At 34.7% G+C, this 21,260-nt stretch carries 20 protein-coding genes; 16 read left to right on the forward strand and 4 right to left on the reverse strand.

Going from position 1 to position 21,260, the window contains the following annotated elements; genetic code table 11:
* Window positions 1-12 precede the first annotated feature (12 nt).
* The 4 genes from rbsB to Q9B79_RS22220 all read left to right on the forward strand — a co-directional run bounded on the left by rbsB (window position 13) and on the right by Q9B79_RS22220 (window position 5,739).
* Window positions 13-939 carry a ribose ABC transporter substrate-binding protein RbsB gene (rbsB, locus tag Q9B79_RS22205; RefSeq protein ID WP_306187684.1) on the forward strand — a complete coding sequence of 309 codons (927 nt, stop codon included), beginning with the start codon at window positions 13-15 and terminating at the stop codon, window positions 937-939.
* 34 nt (window positions 940-973) lie between these two features.
* Window positions 974-1,621 (forward strand): fructose-6-phosphate aldolase, encoded by a 648-nt coding sequence (fsa, locus tag Q9B79_RS22210; RefSeq protein WP_098876858.1) that lies wholly within the window; start codon window positions 974-976, stop codon window positions 1,619-1,621.
* Between the two features lie 318 nt (window positions 1,622-1,939).
* The gene (gene inhA2 / locus Q9B79_RS22215) at window positions 1,940-4,339 is read left to right on the forward strand and encodes a M6 family metalloprotease immune inhibitor InhA2 (RefSeq protein ID WP_306187688.1); all 2,400 of its coding nucleotides are present in this window, start codon (window positions 1,940-1,942) and stop codon (window positions 4,337-4,339) included.
* 623 nt (window positions 4,340-4,962) lie between these two features.
* Window positions 4,963-5,739 (forward strand): N-acetylmuramoyl-L-alanine amidase, encoded by a 777-nt coding sequence (locus tag Q9B79_RS22220; protein WP_372339587.1) that lies wholly within the window; start codon window positions 4,963-4,965, stop codon window positions 5,737-5,739.
* A gap of 30 nt (window positions 5,740-5,769) precedes the next feature.
* On the opposite strand, the gene Q9B79_RS22225 is transcribed toward Q9B79_RS22220, so the two are convergent.
* Window positions 5,770-6,924: an MFS transporter gene (locus Q9B79_RS22225; RefSeq protein ID WP_306187691.1), complete on the reverse strand. Its 1,155-nt coding sequence runs from the start codon at window positions 6,922-6,924 to the stop codon at window positions 5,770-5,772.
* A gap of 226 nt (window positions 6,925-7,150) precedes the next feature.
* Here Q9B79_RS22225 and bdhA point away from each other — a divergent pair, with 226 nt between their 5' ends.
* The 6 genes from bdhA to Q9B79_RS22255 all read left to right on the forward strand — a co-directional run bounded on the left by bdhA (window position 7,151) and on the right by Q9B79_RS22255 (window position 13,443).
* Window positions 7,151-8,203, forward strand: a complete 1,053-nt coding sequence (gene bdhA / locus Q9B79_RS22230; RefSeq protein WP_000645822.1) for a (R,R)-butanediol dehydrogenase — start codon at window positions 7,151-7,153, stop codon at window positions 8,201-8,203.
* A 118-nt stretch (window positions 8,204-8,321) separates the two neighbouring features.
* A complete protein-coding gene (locus Q9B79_RS22235) occupies window positions 8,322-8,666 on the forward strand; it encodes a potassium channel family protein (RefSeq protein ID WP_000948236.1) in 345 nt (114 codons plus the stop codon).
* Window positions 8,667-8,930: 264 nt separating this feature from the next.
* The gene (gene cerA / locus Q9B79_RS22240; protein WP_306187694.1) at window positions 8,931-9,782 is read left to right on the forward strand and encodes a phospholipase CerA; all 852 of its coding nucleotides are present in this window, start codon (window positions 8,931-8,933) and stop codon (window positions 9,780-9,782) included.
* Window positions 9,783-9,858: 76 nt separating this feature from the next.
* Window positions 9,859-10,860 (forward strand): sphingomyelinase C, encoded by a 1,002-nt coding sequence (sph, locus tag Q9B79_RS22245; protein ID WP_306187696.1) that lies wholly within the window; start codon window positions 9,859-9,861, stop codon window positions 10,858-10,860.
* Window positions 10,861-10,969: 109 nt separating this feature from the next.
* Window positions 10,970-12,142: an amino acid deaminase/aldolase gene (locus Q9B79_RS22250; RefSeq protein ID WP_306187698.1), complete on the forward strand. Its 1,173-nt coding sequence runs from the start codon at window positions 10,970-10,972 to the stop codon at window positions 12,140-12,142.
* Window positions 12,130-13,443: a D-arabinono-1,4-lactone oxidase gene (locus Q9B79_RS22255; protein WP_306187700.1), complete on the forward strand. Its 1,314-nt coding sequence runs from the start codon at window positions 12,130-12,132 to the stop codon at window positions 13,441-13,443. The genes Q9B79_RS22250 and Q9B79_RS22255 overlap by 13 nt, the downstream gene beginning before the upstream one ends.
* A gap of 7 nt (window positions 13,444-13,450) precedes the next feature.
* Here Q9B79_RS22255 and Q9B79_RS22260 read toward each other — a convergent pair whose 3' ends face one another.
* On the reverse strand, window positions 13,451-14,602 hold the full coding sequence (locus Q9B79_RS22260; RefSeq protein WP_306187702.1) for a VanZ family protein: 1,152 nt from the start codon (window positions 14,600-14,602) through the stop codon (window positions 13,451-13,453).
* Window positions 14,603-14,774: 172 nt separating this feature from the next.
* On the opposite strand from Q9B79_RS22260, the gene Q9B79_RS22265 reads away from it, so the two are divergent.
* Window positions 14,775-14,978 (forward strand): hypothetical protein, encoded by a 204-nt coding sequence (locus tag Q9B79_RS22265; protein WP_001268332.1) that lies wholly within the window; start codon window positions 14,775-14,777, stop codon window positions 14,976-14,978.
* 109 nt (window positions 14,979-15,087) lie between these two features.
* Here Q9B79_RS22265 and Q9B79_RS22270 read toward each other — a convergent pair whose 3' ends face one another.
* On the reverse strand, window positions 15,088-15,900 hold the full coding sequence (locus Q9B79_RS22270) for an undecaprenyl-diphosphate phosphatase (RefSeq protein ID WP_306187704.1): 813 nt from the start codon (window positions 15,898-15,900) through the stop codon (window positions 15,088-15,090).
* 132 nt (window positions 15,901-16,032) lie between these two features.
* Complete coding sequence (locus tag Q9B79_RS22275) at window positions 16,033-16,977, reverse strand: methyl-accepting chemotaxis protein (RefSeq protein ID WP_306187706.1); 945 nt, start codon at window positions 16,975-16,977, stop codon at window positions 16,033-16,035.
* 220 nt (window positions 16,978-17,197) lie between these two features.
* Here Q9B79_RS22275 and Q9B79_RS22280 point away from each other — a divergent pair, with 220 nt between their 5' ends.
* From Q9B79_RS22280 to Q9B79_RS22300, 5 genes are all read left to right on the forward strand, one after another.
* The gene (locus Q9B79_RS22280) at window positions 17,198-18,460 is read left to right on the forward strand and encodes a 3D domain-containing protein (protein ID WP_306187708.1); all 1,263 of its coding nucleotides are present in this window, start codon (window positions 17,198-17,200) and stop codon (window positions 18,458-18,460) included.
* A 112-nt stretch (window positions 18,461-18,572) separates the two neighbouring features.
* Complete coding sequence (locus tag Q9B79_RS22285; protein ID WP_000154007.1) at window positions 18,573-18,791, forward strand: helix-turn-helix transcriptional regulator; 219 nt, start codon at window positions 18,573-18,575, stop codon at window positions 18,789-18,791.
* Window positions 18,784-19,257 carry a hypothetical protein gene (locus tag Q9B79_RS22290; protein WP_001977888.1) on the forward strand — a complete coding sequence of 158 codons (474 nt, stop codon included), beginning with the start codon at window positions 18,784-18,786 and terminating at the stop codon, window positions 19,255-19,257. The genes Q9B79_RS22285 and Q9B79_RS22290 overlap by 8 nt, the downstream gene beginning before the upstream one ends.
* Window positions 19,258-19,373: 116 nt before the next feature.
* Complete coding sequence (locus tag Q9B79_RS22295) at window positions 19,374-20,006, forward strand: class A sortase (protein ID WP_306187712.1); 633 nt, start codon at window positions 19,374-19,376, stop codon at window positions 20,004-20,006.
* A 138-nt stretch (window positions 20,007-20,144) separates the two neighbouring features.
* Entirely contained in the window at window positions 20,145-21,248 is a 1,104-nt protein-coding gene (locus Q9B79_RS22300; RefSeq protein ID WP_306187715.1) for a YHYH domain-containing protein, read from the forward strand.
* Window positions 21,249-21,260: the final 12 nt, after the last annotated feature.

Below are 21,260 nucleotides of genomic sequence, written 5' to 3' on the forward strand. Positions count from 1 at the left end.
GAGGGATAGTTCATGAAGAAATGGTTACTTATACTCGTTGCATGTATTATGGTCATTACTGCTGGTTGTTCAATGGAACCACCAGAATGGGCAAAGGATTCTAGCGATAAAGGTCGAAATAAAACTATTAAAGTTGGATTCTCTGTTTCAACTTTAAACAATCCATTTTTTGTGACTTTGAAAAAAGGGGCAGAAAAAAAAGCGAAAGAAAGCGGCATTGAATTGATTGCTGTTGATGCTCAAAATGATGCAGCAAAGCAAACAAATGATGTTGAAGATTTAATTCAAAAAGGTGTCGATGTAGTTGTTATTAATCCAACTGATTCAGATGCTGTTGCTTCAGCAGTAAGTGCGGCAAATGCAGCGAATGTTCCTGTTATTACAGTAGACCGTGTTGCAAATTCAGGTAAAGTTGTTTCTCACATTGCCTCTAATAACATTGAAGGTGGTCAAATGGCTAGTGATTACATTCGTGAATTAGTTGGCGAGGGAGCAAATGTTGCTGAATTAGAAGGAATCCCTGGATCTTCTGCTGCTCGTGAGCGCGGGAAAGGATTCCATAACGTAGCGGATAAATCTTTAAAAGTAGTTGCAAAACAAGCGGCTGATTTTGATAGAGCAAAAGGGTTGTCTGTTATGGAAAACATTTTGCAAGCAAATGGTGATATTAAAGCTGTGTTTGCGCATAACGACGAAATGGCATTAGGGGCACTTGAAGCATTGAAATCTGCTGGAAAAATGGATGTAGTCGTTGTTGGATTTGATGCAACAGAAGATGCTGTAAAAGCGGTTAAAGATGGGCGTATGGCTGCAACAGTTGCTCAAAAACCGGAATTAATCGGGGAGAAGGCGATGCAAACAGCAAAAGAGATCACGCAAGGTAAAAAAGTGGAGAAATCTATTCCGATTGAATTAGAGCTTATTAAGAAAAATAAATAAATATAAAATGAAAATTAGGAAGGAAGAATAACAAATGAAATTCTTTATTGATACAGCAAACATTAACGAAATTAAAGAGGCAAATGCATTAGGCGTATTAGCTGGAGTAACGACAAATCCATCACTTGTAGCAAAAGAAGGAGTAGATTTCCACGAGCGTATTCGTGAAATTTGCAAAGTTGTAGAAGGTCCTGTAAGTGCAGAAGTAATTAGCTTAGAAGCTGATAAAATGATCGAAGAAGGAAAAGAATTAGCGAAAATTGCTCCAAACGTTGTTGTAAAAGTTCCGATGACAACAGAAGGTTTAAAAGCAGTAAAAGCATTCTCTGACTTAGGAATTCGTACAAACGTTACATTAGTATTCTCAGCAGTTCAAGCGTTACTTGCAGCTCGTGCTGGTGCAACATACGTTTCGCCATTCTTAGGTCGTTTAGATGATATCGGTCATAACGGCATGGACTTAATTCGCCAAATCGCAGAAATCTTTGCCATTCACGGCATTGAAACAGAAATTATTGCAGCGTCTGTACGTCACAGCGTCCACGTAACTGACGCAGCATTAAACGGTGCACATATTGCAACAATCCCAGCAAACGTAATTGCTTCATTAGTGAAGCATCCATTAACAGATCAAGGAATTGAGAAATTCCTAGCTGATTGGGAAAAAACACAAGAGAAATAATAGAAATCAAGAATCCTAGTTTAATTGACTAGGATTCTTTTTTATTTAAAAGAATTTTCATGCAATTTTGCATATTGTCTTTTAAATTTTTTATATAAGCTATTTAATATATATCAAATCACTTTTTATTTTTCATATTTCGACATAAAAAGGTAGAGGTTCTGACCAGAAAACTGGAGGGCATGATTCTATAACAGAAAGCTTAACGTTTATAGAATTATGCCTTTTTATATAGGGAGGGCAGAGAGTAGGGATTTCGATTTAAATGCACTTATTTATCTGAATTTTAAGTTTTATGTATAAAAGGAGAGAAATAGAATGAGAAGAAAAGCGCCATTTAAAGTGTTATCATCATTAGCAATTGCGGCAATTATCGGATGCACATCTGTAATGAGTACTCCGCTAGCGTACGCAGAAACAACAGCAAAAGAGAAAGAAAATGTATCTACAACACCAATTGATTACAATTTAATTCAAGAAGATCGTTTAGCGGAAGCGTTGAAAGAAAGAGGAGCAATTAATCCAGCATCATCTAAAGAAGAAACGAAAAAAGCTGTAGAAAAGTATATTGAAAAGAAACAAGGCGATCAGGCAAATAAAGAAATTCTACCAGCGGATACTGCTAAAGAGGCATCTGATTATGTAAAAAAAGTAAAAGAAAAGAAAATGGAAGAAAAGGAGAAAGTAAAGAAACCTGAAAAAAATGTGAGTCCTGAGCAAAAACCTGAACCAAATAAAAAGCAATTGAATGGACAAGTTCCAACTTCTAAAGCAAAGCAAGCGCCGTATAAGGGATCTGTTCGAACAGATAAAGTATTAGTATTACTCGTTGAATTTAGTGATTATAAACATAATAATATTGATCAAACGCCGGGGTATATGTATTCGAATGACTTTAGTAGAGAGCATTATCAAAAAATGTTATTTGGTAATGAACCGTACACGTTATTTGATGGTTCGAAAGTAAAAACGTTTAAACAATATTATGAAGAGCAATCTGGGGGAAGTTATACGACGGATGGATATGTAACGGAGTGGCTAACTGTTCCAGGAAAAGCGGCTGACTATGGTGCTGATGGTAGTAGTGGGCACGATAATAAAGGACCAAAAGGTGCACGTGATTTAGTGAAAGAAGCTTTACATGCAGCTGCTGAGAAAGGATTAGATTTATCTCAGTTTGATCAATTTGATAGATATGACACAAATGGTGATGGGAATCAAAATGAACCTGACGGTGTAATTGATCATTTAATGGTAATCCATGCTGGTGTTGGTCAAGAAGCTGGTGGCGGTAAATTAGGTGATGATGCAATTTGGTCACATCGCTCAAAACTAGCGATAGACCCAGTAGCAATTGAAGGTACAAAATCAAAGGTGGATTACTTTGGTGGAAAAGTAGCAGCGCATGATTACACAATTGAACCAGAAGATGGAGCAGTAGGTGTATTTGCGCATGAATTTGGACATGACCTTGGCTTACCAGATGAATATGACACGAAATATACTGGAACTGGTTCACCTGTCGAAGCTTGGTCATTAATGAGTGGAGGTAGTTGGACAGGGAAAATTGCAGGAACAGAGCCAACTAGTTTCTCACCACAAAATAAAGACTTCTTACAAAAGAATATGGGTGGCAACTGGGCAAAAATTTTAGAAGTAGATTACGATAAAATTAAGCGTGGTGTAGGAGTTCCTACATATATCGATCAAAGTGTTACGAAATCAAATCGTCCAGGCGTTGTACGTGTTAACTTACCAGGTAAGAGTGTTGAAACGATTAAACCGGAGTTTGGAAAGCATGCATATTATAGTACAAGAGGCGATGATATGCATACAACATTAGAAACACCATTCTTTGATTTAACAACAGGAACAAATGCAAAATTCGATTATAAAGCAAATTATGAGTTAGAAGCAGAGTGCGATTTTGTCGAAGTACATGCAGTAACAAAAGATGGAACGAAAACATTAATTGATAGACTTGGAGAAAAAGTAATCCAAGGAGATAAAGATACAACAGATGGGAAATGGATTGATAAATCATATGATTTAAGTCAATTTAAAGGAAAAAAGGTGAAACTACAATTCGATTATATTACAGATCCAGCTGTAACCTATAAAGGTTTCGCGATGGATAATGTAAATGTAACTGTTGATGGACAAGTTGTATTTTCTGATGATGCAGAAGGACAGTCTAAAATGAATGTAAATGGTTTTGTTGTTTCTGATGGAACAGAGAAGAAAGCTCATTATTACTACTTAGAGTGGAGAAACTATGCGGGATCAGATAATGGATTAAAAGCAGGAAAAGGTCCAGTGTATAATACAGGTCTTGTCGTTTGGTATGCAGATGATAGCTTTAAAGATAACTGGGTTGGGGTGCATCCAGGTGAAGGATTCCTTGGTGTTGTAGACTCTCATCCAGAAGCACTTGTTGGTAATTTAAACGGGAAACCAGCATACGGTAATACAGGCATGCAAATTGCTGACGCTGCATTTTCATTTGATCAAACACCAGCATGGAGTGTAAATTCATTAACACGTGGACAGTTTAACTATTCTGGATTACAAGGTGTTACAACTTTTGACGATTCAAAAGTCTATAGTAACAAACAAATTGCAGACGCAGGAAGAAAAGTTCCGAACCTTGGACTTAAATTCCAAGTTGTTGGACAAGCAGAGGATAAATCAGCAGGCGCTGTTTGGATTAAACGTTAATAAAATGGAACTTTAATCAGTCGGAGGTGTTCATCCCCACTGATTATTAGCACACACTTCCTCGTATTCGTCGAATTTCGAGGCGGGATTCTTACTGTCCGCAAATAGCGAGATAAAATAAAAGCACATTCTTCATTCGAAGGATGTGCTTTTTCTTTGTACATTAAGGTATTAATTTATCTATGTGTAGTGTATCAAATTATGTGGGGAAAAGAAGTATTTCCGAGGAAATTGTCGAAAGGGTTTCTTTGTTTTTTATGAGAATTGACTCGATGAACTTTCAGTATATCGGATGGGAATTAATTATTTTAATATGGTAAAAGTTCTAATTGAAAAAAAGTAAATACATATTTTTCAAGGTTTTACTAATTTAAGGTGTCGAAATTTAATTATTTAAAAAAAATAAAATTATATATTGCTTTTAGTTTTTGTTTTAAGTAAAATTCATAAGGAATTAATAAGATAATAGTTTAGTAGTTTAATGTAATATTCTTTCGGAAAAAGAAAAGTAGCACGTAGTAAATTTTTAATTTGTAAGTAAAGGGAGAGTAAAGTAATTGAAAGCATGGAAAAATGTATCGTTTGTTATGAAAAGTAGTATCTTTTTATTATGTTTAACTTGTATGTTTTTTATTGTGCCAAGTACAAATGCGAGTGCAGAAACAGTTAAAATTTATCTAGATCCAGGGCATGGGGGAACAGATACAGGTGCTATTGGAAATGGTTTGAAAGAGAAGGATTTAACATTAGATATTGCTTTGCGAATTCGTAATATTTTAAATTCTGAGTATACAGGTCATGAGATTAGAATGAGCCGTACAAGTGATGCGTATCCTACATTAGCACAAAGAACGAATGATGCTAATCAGTGGGGAGCAAACTTCTTCTTATCTGTGCATATCAATAGTGGTGGAGGAACAGGCTATGAGGATTATAGTTATCCGAATGCAGGTGCTCCTACTACAACGTATCAACAATTGATTCATCAAGAAATTATGAAAACAACTGATTTTGTTGATCGAGGAATGAAAACAAGTAATTTTCATGTTTTAAGAGAGACAAATATGCCTGCAATATTGACTGAAAATGGATTTATTGATCGAGCTGAGGATGCTGCAAAGCTTGCAAGTGCGGATTTCAGAGAGCAGCTTGCAAGAGGACATGTAAATGGATTAGTAAAATCATTTAATTTACAAAAGAAAACATTCTTACTTCGTGTAAAGGCACCTGAATTATACTATTATAACCAACCTGATTGGAATGCAAAAGCAGGGACTGTGAAACAGGGAGATGTGTTTACTGTTGTAGAAACATTAGTTGTGAATGGTTCGAAAATGTATAAATTAAAATCTGGAAATTATATAACTGCGAATCCAGCATATGTTGAAATTATAAATTAAAAGGCGATACATAGAAAGACAATGAAGGGATTATCCCATCATTGTCTTTTTTACTTTCCTTCTTACGTAAATCATTCCGGCAAATGTTAGTAAGAATGCAGTTCCGATAACGAAGCTGACGCTAGGGGATGCCCCGATTGCACCAACTGTAAAGGATCCAGCAACAACTCCTAATGAGAAGAAAGCATAAAACAATCCAAATGCTTTTCCTCGCTTATCATCTGTCGTATTTTCAACAAGTAATGCATTTATTGATGGGAAAAGGATAGCGAATCCAATGCCATAAATCATCATAACGATAAAGAGCATACCTTTTGTTGCGAATAATCCAAGTAAAGATAATGCTAATGCCATTACTGCAATACCAATTAGCATTAGTTTTGAACGATTAAATCGATCGTAAATACGATTTGTTGGTAATAAGAAGAAGAGGATAGCGGTAATGCCGAATACACTTAACATCATGCCTGTTGTAGATGCTTTAAGTGCTAATGCCTCAACTTTCACTGGTAACATATAAGTGACAATTCCTTGTGAAAACATGAGTGTGAAAGCTCCAATATATGCTTGTAATAACGGTTCTGATTTCAATAGTTCAATCATATCTTCTTTGTTCATCATTTGTGTTCTTGAAGTATCTTTTCTCGATACGTTATTTGGTAAGAAGAATAGAGATACGATTGTACCAAGAACCATTAAAATAGAAATGGTAATGAACACCCACTCTATACCAGCAGTTGTTTTCATAATCCCGCTGAAAGCAGGTCCTACAATTGCCGCTGTTCCAACAGCAGCACCAGATAGAGCCATTGCCTTACCTTGTCTTGCTGCATTTGTTTGTTTTGATAAAAACGTAAAGGCAGCAGGAATTAAAAAACCATCACTAAAGCCGTGCATAAAGCGCACAACTAATAGTTGTTCACCACTTTGAACAACGGTGTATAACAAGACTATGAAACTCGTAAGTCCCATGCTTATATAAAGTATTTTTTTTGCACCAAATTTATCGACAGCAGCGCCAGCAATAATATTACCAATCATATTAGCGAATGAGTACATGCCGACAACTAGCCCAATAATAAGAGGGGATCCTCCAAGACTTTGAGCGAACGTACTCATAATAGGTAATTGTGAAAATGTATCTAGAAACGCTACGATAACAATAAAGTAAATAAAATATTTCAAGCGATATTCACCTCTCCTATGCTATTATGGCATACTGCTAATTTCAACCGCAATGAAATTAGCAGTAACAGATGTGGAAAAAAGTACAAAGTGACAAAATATCGAACGTTATTTGTTAAAATTTAGTGAAAATGATATTGTTTTTTTGAAATATATGGATGGAAGTATTATAATAGATTTGTAAACTTCACCAGGTTAAGTATATACATAGAGAGGGATGTATAAAATGAAAGCATTACTTTGGCATAATCAACGTGATGTAAGAGTAGAAGAAGTACCAGAACCAACTGTAAAACCAGGAGCAGTTAAGATTAAAGTTAAATGGTGTGGTATCTGCGGGACAGACCTGCATGAATATTTAGCAGGACCTATTTTTATTCCAACAGAAGAGCATCCATTAACACACGTAAAAGCACCGGTTATTTTAGGTCATGAGTTTAGTGGTGAGGTAGTTGAAATCGGTGAAGGCGTTACATCTCATAAAGTGGGAGACCGCGTCGTTGTAGAACCAATTTATTCTTGTGGTAAATGTGAAGCTTGTAAACATGGACATTACAATGTTTGTGAACAACTTGTTTTCCACGGTCTTGGCGGAGAAGGTGGCGGTTTCTCTGAATATACAGTAGTACCAGAAGATATGGTTCACCATATTCCAGATGAAATGACGTATGAACAAGGTGCACTTGTAGAGCCAGCAGCAGTAGCAGTTCATGCAGTACGTCAAAGTAAATTAAAAGAAGGCGAAGCTGTAGCAGTATTTGGGTGTGGTCCAATTGGACTTCTTGTTATCCAAGCAGCTAAAGCAGCAGGAGCAACTCCTGTTATTGCAGTTGAACTTTCTAAAGAGCGTCAAGAGTTAGCAAAATTAGCAGGTGCGGATTACGTATTAAATCCAGCTACTCAAGATGTATTAGCAGAAATTCGTAACTTAACAAATGGTTTAGGTGTAAATGTGAGCTTTGAAGTAACAGGTGTTGAAGTAGTACTTCGTCAAGCAATTGAAAGTACAAGTTTCGAAGGACAAACTGTAATTGTTAGTGTATGGGAAAAAGACGCAACAATTACGCCAAACAATCTTGTACTAAAAGAAAAAGAAGTGGTTGGTATTTTAGGATACCGTCATATTTTCCCAGCTGTTATTAAATTAATTAGCTCTGGCCAAATTCAAGCAGAGAAATTAATTACGAAAAAAATCACAGTAGATCAAGTTGTTGAAGAAGGATTTGAAGCACTTGTAAAAGATAAAACACAAGTGAAAATTCTTGTTTCACCTAAATAATAGAGAATAGTAAAAAGTAGCCCTTTTCTAGAAATAGAAGAGGGCTACTTTTTTTCTATACAGAAAGGTGATAGACTTTCCTGTAACTACAGGTATTTTGTTTGGAAGGGGAAGTCGGATGCTTTCATTTATGTTGACATTGAAACGGATGCTAAAAGCTTGTTTACGAGCGTGGAAAGATAAAGAATTTCAAGTATTATTCGTATTAACATTTTTAACATTAACATCTGGTACGATTTTTTATAGTACAGTTGAAGGATTACGTCCTCTTGACGCTTTATATTTTAGTGTGGTCACGTTGACGACTGTCGGTGATGGGAATTTTAGTCCGCAAACTGATTTCGGAAAGATATTTACAATCTTATACATATTTATTGGGATTGGACTAGTATTTGGATTTATTCATAAGTTGGCAGTTAATGTGCAACTACCAAGTATATTATCGAATAGAAAAAAAGAGTAAAGCATGTGGATGCTTTACTCTTTTTTACATTAGTTTAGACAAGTATTTGCAGTAGCTTAACAATACTTTATTACAATATAAGTGCATTCAATCATTATATTCACTATGTATAAAGTTATAATGATATGAACATTTGCATATTTTAATTTAGTGATAGAAATTTCATGAAAGGTGGGATATTCTAGTCATAGGTTAACCGGACGACATCATAGGATCCTAACAAAAAAGTTTACAATAATTCAATTATAAAATGGAGGATTTCAGATGAAAAAGAAAGTACTTGCTTTAGCAGCAGCTATTACATTAGTAGCTCCGTTACAAAGTGTTGCATTTGCTCATGAAAATGATGGGGGAAGTAAAATAAAAATAGTTCACCGTTGGTCTGCTGAAGATAAACATAAAGAAGGTGTAAACTCTCATTTATGGATTGTAAACCGTGCGATTGATATTATGTCACGTAATACAACACTTGTAAAACAAGATCGAGTTGCACAATTAAATGAATGGCGTACGGAGTTAGAGAACGGTATTTATGCTGCTGACTATGAAAATCCTTATTATGATAATAGCACATTTGCTTCACACTTCTATGACCCTGATAATGGAAAAACGTATATTCCATATGCAAAGCAGGCAAAGGAAACTGGAGCTAAATATTTTAAATTAGCTGGTGAATCATACAAAAATAAAGATATGAAACAAGCATTCTTCTATTTAGGATTATCTCTTCATTATTTAGGGGATGTAAACCAACCGATGCATGCGGCAAACTTTACAAACCTTTCGTATCCACAAGGGTTCCACTCTAAATATGAAAACTTTGTAGATACGATAAAAGATAATTATAAAGTAACGGACGGAAATGGATATTGGAACTGGAAAGGTACAAATCCAGAAGAGTGGATTCATGGAGCGGCAGTAGTGGCGAAACAAGATTACTCTGGAATTGTAAATGATAATACGAAAGATTGGTTCGTAAAAGCAGCTGTATCACAAGAATATGCAGATAAATGGCGCGCTGAAGTTACACCAATGACAGGTAAGCGATTAATGGATGCACAACGTGTTACTGCTGGATACATTCAGCTTTGGTTTGATACGTACGGAGATCGTTAAGTATTTAAAAAAGGTCAAATCTCACAATAGAGTATTTGGCCTTTTTATCACTATACAACACATGGAGGTATGAATCGTGAAAAGTAAATTGCTAAAAAGTATACTTAGCGTTGGAATCGGTCTAGCGGCTTTATATAGTGGATCCTCGGCTCAAGCGGAAGTATCTACAAATAAAAACGATACATTAAAAGTGATGACACATAACGTGTACATGCTATCAACAAACTTATATCCGAACTGGGGACAAAGTGAGCGTGCTGATTTAATTGGAGCGGCAGATTATATAAAGAATCAAGACGTTGTTATATTAAATGAAGTATTTGATAATAGCGCATCAGATCGTTTGTTAGGAAATTTGAAGAAAGAATATCCAAATCAAACTGCGGTATTAGGTCGTAGTAACGGAAATGAATGGGATAAAACGTTAGGTAGCTATTCATCTTCAACTCCTGAAGATGGGGGCGTTGCAATCGTGAGTAAATGGCCGATCGTTGAAAAGGTTCAATATGTATTTTCAAAAGGATGCGGACCGGATAATTTATCAAATAAAGGGTTTGTATACACGAAAATTAAGAAAAATGATCGTTTCGTTCATGTGATTGGGACACACTTGCAGGCTGAAGATAGTATGTGCGGAAAAACTTCACCTGCATCTGTACGTACAAATCAGTTAAAAGAAATTCAAGATTTTATAAAAAATAAAAATATACCGAATGACGAGTACGTTCTATTTGGTGGTGATATGAACGTGAATAAAATAAATGCAGAGAACAATAGTGACTCAGAGTACGCATCCATGTTTAAAACATTACACGCTTCTATTCCATCTTATACGGGACATACAGCAACTTGGGATGCGACGACAAACAGTATTGCGAAATATAATTTCCCTGATAGCCCTGCCGAGTATTTAGATTATATTATTGCAAGTAAAGACCATGCGAATCCGTCATTTATAGAGAATAAAGTATTACAACCGAAATCTCCACAGTGGACTGTTACATCATGGCTCAAAAAATATACGTATGATGATTATTCTGATCATTATCCAGTAGAGGCAACTATTTCTATGAAGTAGTCCTAAAAAAGTTTCTTCTTAAATAGGAAGAAACTTTTTTATTTTGTAGAGGAAATTTCAACTTTCTTTCCAATATGTATAAGACATATTGGAAAGAGGAGAGAAAAATGTGGATCGAGGAATTTTTAAAGAAGTTCCATTACCGTGTGCATTTTTGGATGAAGTGGCTTTAGATAGAAATATTCAATCGATTATAGAATTAAGTGGAAATAAGAAGATTCGTATAGCGAGTAAATCATTACGTTCTGTTCCGGTTATGCAAAAGATTTTATCGGCAAATGATCGTTTTCAAGGTATTATGTGTTTTTCACCTAGGGAAGTTTTGTTTTTAATTGAACAAGGATTCAATGATTTATTGCTCGGATATCCTGCTTATGATGATAGCGCGTTACATGAAATAAGTCTGCTAACAAAGCAAGGGGTTATTATAACTTGTATGGTGGATTGTGAAGAGCATATTGTTTATTTAGAAAAAATTGCGGAGAAGTCCAAAGGGTGTTTTCGTGTTTGTTTGGATATTGATATGAGTAGTCGTTTTGTAAAATTTCATTTTGGGGTCAAAAGATCACCAGTAAAAGATGTGCAGGGTGCTTTGAAAATAGTAAAAAGAGTGAAGGAATCATCATTTTTAATACTAGACGGTGTCATGGGATATGAAGCACAAATTGCTGGGGTAGGAGATCACATACCGAATCAACGAGTGAAAAGTAAAGTGATTTCGTATTTAAAGAAGAAATCGGTGTTAGAAGTTAAAGAAAGAAGAGGACATATCGTAAAAGAAATACAAAAACTAGGTATTGAACTAAGGTTTGTAAACGGGGGAGGCACAGGAAGTATAAAAACAACTGAGAAAGATAGTTCGGTTTCGGAGATTACAATAGGCTCTGCTTTTTATGCCCCGAAGCTATTTGATTATTATAAAGAGGTGCAATTTCATCCAGCTGTCGGATTTGCTTTACCAGTTGTGCGTAAACCAGCCCCGTTTATTTACACTTGTCTAGGTGGGGGATATATTGCCTCAGGCGCAATCGGGAAAGATAAAGAACCTGAGATTTGGAGGCCAAATGATGCCAAACTATTAGCTTTAGAAGGCGCTGGTGAAGTGCAAACACCGATTTTCTATAACGGTGAGGAACGAGTAGAGATAGGAGATTCTATTTTGTTTCGTCATAGTAAAGCTGGAGAGTTATGTGAGCGATTTCCTTTTTTATATCGTGTGAAAGAAGGAGAGATTGTTGGGGAGTATGTAACATATCGGGGGGATGGACAATGCTTTCTATAAAGGGACAGAAATGGAGAAATTGGACTGGGAATGTAGAAGGAACGCCGCATTATACGATGTATCCAGAAAGTATACAAGATGTAGTAGAAGTTGTAGAGCTTGCACGAAAAGAAGGGAAGAAAATTCGTGTTGTTGGTTCAGGACACTCGTTTACACCTCTTGTACAAACGGAAGAAATTTTAATTTCTTTAGATGAATTGAAAGGTATTATGAATATCGATGAAGAGAAGATGGTTGCCGAAGTGTGGGCAGGGACAAAGTTACATGATTTAGGGAAGTTACTTGCAGAAAAAGGTTATGCGCAAGAAAATTTAGGGGATATTGATTCACAATCGATTGCAGGAGCGATTAGTACAGGGACTCATGGAACGGGTATTACCTTTGGGAGTTTATCAACACAAGTTATAGAAATTACCGCAGTTTTATCTACAGGTGAGAGTATAGTTTGTTCGGAAACTGAGAATATGGAATATTGGAGAGGCTTTCAGTTGTCGCTTGGAATGTTAGGTATCATTGTGAAAATAAAATTGAAGGTTATCCCAGCCTATTCACTCGTTTATAAAAGTGAAAAACAGTCATTATCTACTGTAATGAACAAGCTAGAAGAATATAAGAAGAATCGCCATTTTGAATTTTTCGTTTTTCCTTATTCAGATGAAGTACAAGTGAAATTTACAAATGAAACAACTGGTAAAAAAAGTGACTTGAAATGGCATAAACTAAAGATAGAGTTGCTTGAAAATAAGATGTTTTCTTTGTTATCTAAAGGATGTAAATGGTTTCCTTCTATAAGTAAAGGAGTAAGTCGATTATCAGCTAAAGCTGTACCGAATACAAAAATAATTGGCCCGAGTTATGAAGTATTTGCTACATCTCGCGCGGTTCCATTTTATGAAATGGAGTATAGTGTTCCTTCAAAGTATATGCAGGTCGTTGTAGAAGAAATATCAAACCTTATTGAAAAGAAAAAGTATAAAGTACACTTCCCAATTGAATGCCGGTATGTGAAAAGTGATGATATATGGCTCAGTCCAGCATATGGAAGGGATTCAGCGTACATTGCTGTTCATATGTATAAAGGTATGAAGTATGCTGCTTATTTTGGTGAGGTGGAGCAAATTTTTTTAAAGTATGAAGGGCGCCCGCATTGGGGGAAAATGCATACGTTAACATACGAAAAATTACAAAATATATATCCAGAAATGCGTTCATTTCTAAAGGTGAGGAAGTTACTAGATGAAGCAGAAGTGTTTTCAAATCCTTACACAGAAAAATTATTTGCGATTATGAAAAAAAGCTGACAAAGTATTACTTGTCAGCTTTTTTTAGTATGATCGCGTTTCTTGTTTGACTAATGCGCTCGTAAAATAGTAACTTATCACGACTAAATACATGTAATAAAACATGAATAATAAATAGGCCGTTAATTACGAGTTGGAATAATAATATAACTACTAATACTAAAGGCTCTTTAAGATTTAAAATAGAGCTACTCGAAAGAATATAATTGATTCCGCCTAAAATGAAATAGAATATACCGTAGCGGATGAATAGCTCCTTCAACGTAATACGATCTGATTTTCCTTTCACGTAAATACGAAGTAATGCTTTACCAATTGTCTTTCCATTCGTAAAGTATGGAATGATAATAAAGTAAATAAAGATCGAACACGTCATGAAAATGAGTTCGTATATGTTTGTGTAAGATTGAATATTAGAAACAAAGAAATAATTTCCTTTGTTTTTAATGACAGGTACAACGATGGATAAGAAAATCCAATCAATTTGCATCGCGATAAAGCGACGAACGAATCCGACTGGTTTCGTTTCTAAATCAATATGAATATCTAATTCGCTTGTTTTCGGAAGGAAGTACGTAAATATTGGTGCAATGATAAAGCCAATTACGCCTCCTAATGTATTTAAAAATAGATCGTCTATATCAAATAAGCGGTATGCACAATTATATATACCGTATAGTCCAGTTACTTGTGTTAGCTCGAAAAAGAGTGAAAGACAAAAAGAAATACAAATTGTTTGTAAGAAACTACGTCGGAAATAATAACGTAAGTAAATACCGAATGGAACGGTTAATAGAACGTTAAATGCAACTTGTAAAAATGCAGATTCCTTTAATAAATAGAAGTACGTAGCTGGTTTCGTTAAAATCGCTGAGGTATGATTACCAATTTCTTGTATGAAATAAAATGGTGAGAGCTGCATATGTTGTGTATTAGCTGGTTGTAGGCTACACGTGTCATATGTTTGGGGTAAAGGTAAAATAACAAGAAAATAGGCATTTAATACATAAAGTAATAATGAGTATAAAATAAATGAACGCCATTTATTTAAATAACCGTACTTGCGATAATTAAATATTAAAAAAGGGATTAATAGAAACATTGCTAAAATAGGAAATAAAATAAATGCTGTTTTTATTGGAAATAAATATGCAGTCAAAATGAAACTCCTTTCAATGAAAATTCGTTTATCATTATAACGTTAAAAGAACCTGAAAACAAAATTAAAATATTTCGAAATAGAAAAAATTACAAATTTAAACGGAATTAAGTTATACTAAATTTAATATAAGGATATTATGATTATTATAAGTTGAGAGAGGGTACAAGATATGCGATATGAGCTTTTTTCTGTAAGTGGGGATCATATTACAACTTTTGAAAGTGCATGGCGTTTTCAGGAGGGAGAACAGATTTTTGTTCATGATGATCAAACAAAACGAAATTTTATTATTATCCGCCTAACGCATGATGTATTTCAACAAAATAAACATGTTATTCGTTTGTATTGTCAAGAAAAGAAAGTATACGCATAAAAGAGCCCCTCTTACTGTACAAAAAAGTAAGAGGGGCTTTACATGTCTTTTAGGAATGGCAAGCGAGAGGGTCGTGCATATAGGTAGCATTTGATTTGTAAGTTTCACCTTATAAGAAAATAAGAGTTAGTACACCTACGATAATGCAATAGAAAGAGAAATATTTTAAATTTCCTTTTGCCATAATGTTCATAAACCATTTTAACGAAATATATGTCATGATAAAGGTTGCGATAAAAGCAACGACATATGGTACGAATAATGTGTCTAAATTTGGATCTTTTGCAATGTCTGTAATACTTAGTAATAAGCCACCTAAGCTAACAGGGATATATAGTAGGAACGAGAATCGAAGTGCTGTTTCTTGTTTCATACCAAGTAACATCGCTGCTACAATTGTTGCACCTGAGCGGCTTATTCCAGGAATTAGTGCGCAAGCTTGTGCTAATCCGACGATGATTGCATCTTTCATAGAAAGATCGCCATCATTTTTACGTCCGCGCAAGTTTCTAATAATCCAAAGGCCGACAGCGGTAATAAGAAGGGAAATCCCAACCATTTTCACACCTTTTAAGTACTGATCGATGTAATCTTTAAATAAAACACCGATAACACCTGCTGGAATGGTCGCAATGACAAGGTAAATAATAAAGAAGAAATCTGATTTTGCATCTTCTGCTCTTGTAAATATATAAGATAGACCATTATTTGTTAGACGAATTAAATCATTTCTATAAATAAGTAATACAGCTAATAATGAGGCTGTATTAACAAGTAGTTCAAAGCTAAACCCCTCTATTTTTAGTCCTAGCAAATGCTGTGCCAAAACGAGGTGACCGCTTGAAGAAATCGGAATCGGTTCTGTTAGTCCTTGGAACAGACCAAGAATTAAATATTTTAAAATGTAGTAAAATTGTTCCATAATAACCTCCTTGTTTAATAGTCGAAAGAAACAACTTGTCCATTATAACAAAGATATGGCTCAATATTGAGAAGAAATAAATATTCGAAATATAATAAAAATCCCTTATAACAGTATAAGGGATTTTTACTATTAATGAGAAACTACTGTTTCTTCAAGACTTTTCGTTAATTGAACATCGACTTTCTCAGCATCATGAATGTGATTCATAATAGTAGTATTTAACTTTTGGAACATTTGTTGTGTATTAGCGAATTCTCGTAATATATCATCATTACAAGTCTTTTGGTTTTCAATAGCTTTAATAACATTTGTAGCACCGTTTTGTAACGTTTGAATCATAATTAAAATATTTTCGATTCTAGCGTTTGTATCGGCACTCATTTCTACACCTTCATCGACTAAATGCAAATTATCTTTTGTATTATCGTATGCTTTTTCAATTTCTTCTTGAATTTTTTTCGTTAAGTTTCCGATGTTTTTTGTACTTTCGGCTGTACTTTCAGCTAGTTTTCTTACTTCATTGGCAACAACAGCGAATCCTTTACCATGTTCTCCAGCACGCGCAGCTTCAATACTTGCATTTAAAGCAAGTAAATTTGTTTGTGCTGCAATGTTTTGAATAACTTCTACAATTTGCTCGATTTCTTTTGAGCGTTCGCTTAAATGATTCATACTATTTGAAGTGCGCTGAGATTGTTCACCTAATTTGTTAATTACAATAAGTAAGCGATGAACAGATTCTTTTCCTTCATTAGAACAGTCAATAATTTCTTCAATAGATTGAATTAAGCTTTGTTCTTTTTGTAACATTTCGTTATTCAATTCATTGGAATGTGTTGTACGTGTTGAAACATTTTCAAAACATGAGTTTAATTGTTGAACTAGATTTTGAAGTGTATGGTGCTGGTTATTTACAAGTTTATGTTCTTGAACAACTCTTTGTACACGATCGTGGATAGAAGAAATAGTCTCTTGTTGTTCGATATCCTTTTGTTTTAATTCTGCTTCTAGTTCTTGTATACGATTTTCTAATTGATCAATTTTATGTTGGAGTGATTTCTTTTGAGTAAACATATATTTATTTCAACCGCCTTTAGAAGTTATATTTTCTCTATATTTGGATTTTAGCATCTTTTATAATTTTTAAATATAGGAATTGTTAAATATTTAAGAATCTATTACATTTTATGCATAATTCCCTTTTTTTCGTCATGAAAAATAAACTGTATTTAATGGTATTGTAAACAAACTGTAAAATAAATCATGTATAACTGTATAAGAAGGGAGTCGGATTATGAACTATTTTAAGCGAATCAGTAGTCTAGTATTAGCAGGCATTATCGGTCTTTCTAGTACAGTCGCTGTTAAAGCAGAGTCAAACGACGAGAAACTTAACAACATGCAACAGCAATTGCAGCAAAACGATGCAGAAATGCAAAAGAAAGAGCAAGAGAAGCAAGCTGTTAGTAAAGAAATTCAAGGTATCGAAAACGAACTACATAATTTAAATAATACAATTGCAAAAAATAAAGAGGATCAAACTGCTATTCAACGTAAAATCGATGAAACACATAAGCAGATTGAGCAAAAAAAGAACGAAATTGTCGTTTTAGAGGATAAAGTCCTTGCTCGTAAAGATATTATGAGAAAACGTATGGTTTCTGTTCAAAACAGTTCAAATACAAGTTTAGTAGTAGAAGTTGTAGTAGAGTCAAAGAACTTTGCAGATTTCTTACAACGTATGAATGCAGTTTCTACTATTTTAGAAGCTGATAAAGAAATTTTACGTCTACAAGAACAAGATCTTCGTCAAATTGAAGAGGATAAGAAAACAATTGATGAAAAAGAAGCATCTTTAGTAGTAGACAAACAAAAATTAGCAAAAGCACAAGCTGAGTTGCAAGATAACTTGAAAAAACGTCAAGATAACTTACAAACAGTTCAAGCTAAATATAATCAGGTTGCAAGCCAACTTAATTTAGCAGCAGAAGAGAAAGCTAAAATTGAGTCAAATATGAAGGCAGTGCAAGAAACAATTGCTCGTGAGCAAGAAGCAGCAAGAATTGCAGCAGAAGAGCGTGCGAAAGCAGAAGCGGCTGCAAAGGCTGAGCAAGAAGCTTTAGCGAAAGCGCAAGCGGAAATTGCTGAAAAGCAAAAGCAGGAAAAAGCTAGTAAACCAGCTGAACCTGTAGCTGTAGCGAAAAATACAGAAACAGAGTCTAAGTCTGATACGAAACCAGCTCAAGGTGGAAAAGAATTTTACGTAACAGCAACGGCTTATACAGCTGATCCATCTGAAAATGGCTATAAACCGGGTGAAACTGTAAAATCTAAGTTAGGACATAATTTAACTGCAAATCCAAACATGAAATTAATTGCTGTAGATCCATCTGTTATCCCATTAGGTTCTACTGTATATGTAGAAGGATATGGAACTGCAATTGCTGGAGATACTGGTAGTGCAATAAAAGGGCATATCATTGATCTATTAATGCCAAATTCAGCTCAAGCTAATGAGTGGGGTAGAAGAACAGTTAAAGTTAAAATTTTAAATTAATATGTAATCCAACTTTACAATACGTAAAGTTGGATTTTTTTGTGAAAATAATGTTAAGTTGAGTTTACATTTTGTTAAGGTTAGCATACAATATAAATGAGAGGTGGTAAATTTGACCATTTTAAATAGAGTGAAGGAATTAAGAGCGCGGTTTAATTTTTCGCAAAGTGTATTAGCAGAAAAGGTTGGAGTGACGAGACAAACGATTGCTGCAATTGAAAAAGGGGATTATGTTCCTTCATTATTATTAGCGCTTATGATTTGCGATGTATTTCAGTTAAAGATGGAAGATGTGTTTGTTTTAAATAAGGAGGGGGAAGAGGATGAATAGACTTGTATTTTCTTATATGTTAAATGTACTTTTAATGGTATTAGCAGGTTGGGCGTTTATTGAGTTGTATTATTTTACTATCGAAGTTGCTAACTTTATTCAAACGGAGAGAGTACCATTTGAAATTTCATTGAGTTTAATGCCGCTAACATTACTATTAATATTTAGTATTGTATCGACTATTCTTTATAAAATTCAAAAGAAAAAATATAAAAAGCTCTCGTATTGGATGTTTCCACTATTATTTCCTCAAGAAGATGAACGAGAAAAGGCAATTACAGAAAAAGCTTGTCGTACTACATTTATGTCATTATGGTACGTGTTGCCTTGTGCGGTTGGTTTTTTAACTCTTTCTCCAATTGCTAATCTATATATTCCTGCATATCCGGTATATATTGCATTTAGTATTTTCTTTATTCAAATGACGATTTTCCACGTATCCTTATATCGAAATAAAATCGCTTAAAAAGAAACCTTCTTGCATCGGCAAGAAGGTTTCTTTTTAGCTTATACTTGTACATATAGCAATATTATCTTATCATTTTATATAGAGTAAGATTTTGTATGGGAAAGGAATTGTATATGAATAAGCAAAGAATTTATAGTATAGTAGCAATCCTTCTATTTGTTGTAGGTGGTGTGTTAATCGGAAAGCCATTTTATGATGGATATCAGGCTGAAAAGAAACAGACTGAAAATGTGCAGGCTGTTCAAAAGATGGATTATGAAAAACATGAGACGGAATTTGTAGATGCTTCGAAAATTAATCAGCCAGACTTGGCAGAAGTGGCGAATGCATCATTAGATAAGAAACAAGTAATTGGGCGTATTTCGATCCCAAGTGTTTCATTAGAACTTCCTGTTTTAAAATCTTCTACTGAGAAAAATCTATTATCTGGTGCAGCGACAGTAAAAGAAAATCAAGTAATGGGAAAAGGGAACTATGCATTAGCAGGACATAATATGTCTAAAAAAGGTGTTTTATTTAGTGATGTATCCTCTTTAAAAAAAGGTGACAAAATTTATTTGTATGATAATGAAAACGAATATGAATATGCGGTTACTGGTGTATCTGAAGTAACTCCTGATAAGTGGGAAGTTGTTGAAGATCATGGGAAAGATGAAATAACGCTTATTACATGTGTATCTGTGAAGGATAATTCTAAGCGTTACGTTGTTGCTGGTGATTTAGTAGGAACGAAGGCGAAGAAATAAAAAAGAAGGTCAACTCTCTAAGAGTTGACCTTCTTTTTTACTAATGTTGAGAAATAATAGAATATTTTAGTTGGTATTTAAGTATTTTTCTATTTATGTATAATAAATTTAGAATTCAAGATTTTGGGAGGAACAAGAGTGAAACAACAGGTGAAGAAACTTCTTTTAACAACAAGTGTAGCATTATTGGTAGCTCCAATTTCAGCTTATGCGCATCCAGGGCGTACAGATGCTAATGGTGGGCATACGTGTCGTACAAATTGTGAAAAATGGGGATTGCAGTACGGGGAATATCATTATCACAATAAACCAGCTTCTAGTAGTGGTGCAACAAGTCCAGCTCCCAGTCAAAATAATAATGGTGCTGTAGAAGCTGAAAGACAAGCGGAAGCGCAGCGCAATGCTGAAGCTGAAAAACAACGTGCCGCAGAGGCGCAGCGTAAAGCTGAAGAAGAAAGACAGCGTGTAGCGGAAGAACAAAGAAAGGCAGAGGAAGAGAGACAACGTGTAGCTGAAGAGGCACGTAAGCGAGAGGAAGCACAGCGTCAAGCTGATATGGAAAAAGGGCAGCTTGAGGGACAAAAAAGTGGAGAGACTGATTTCAAAGTAGGGAAAAATGATGTGGAATCACATTTAACTGGAAAATCAGATACATATAAAGAAGCATTCAAAATTGCTTATGCTGCATCTTGGTCTTTAGAAGAGCAGAAGAAAACGCATTTTGAAAAAGGAAAAGAGCAAGGTTTAGCACAAGAGATGATGGAAGATAGTCAAATTGTTCCAGAGTTTAAGCCAAACTTTGCAGAAGGTTTCCAAGTAGGGAATAAAGAAAGAACAGAAAAAATTGAAAAAGAGCAAGCTGAACTAGGGGAAAAGGCAGGTAAAGAACTAGCTGGAAAGAACCCTGGAAATAGAGAGAAAGATGTGTACGTGAAGGCGTATGAAACAGCTTATGAAAAGGGTTATAAATCTACAAAAAAAGCAGTAGAAAAGGCTGGATATAAATATGCGTTTGAGAACTATGATTTGAAAGTGCCTGCTAAGTATGAAAAAAATGAATCGTTAAAGAAATGGTTTACTGAAGGATTTAAATCAAATAAAAAAGCAGCAGAAATTAGAGAAGAAGGATATAAAAAAGGAGACAGTTGGCTTGCATTCTTCTATAAGAATTTTGTGCCAAGTGAATATAAAGAACATAAAGAGCTGTACGAACAAGCGATAGAAAAAGGTAAGAATGCATAAAAAAAGATGAGG

Origin of the sequence: Bacillus sp. MHSD_36, assembly GCF_030757775.1 — a bacterium.
In the GTDB taxonomy this organism is placed as follows: Bacteria; Bacillota; Bacilli; order Bacillales; family Bacillaceae_G; genus Bacillus_A.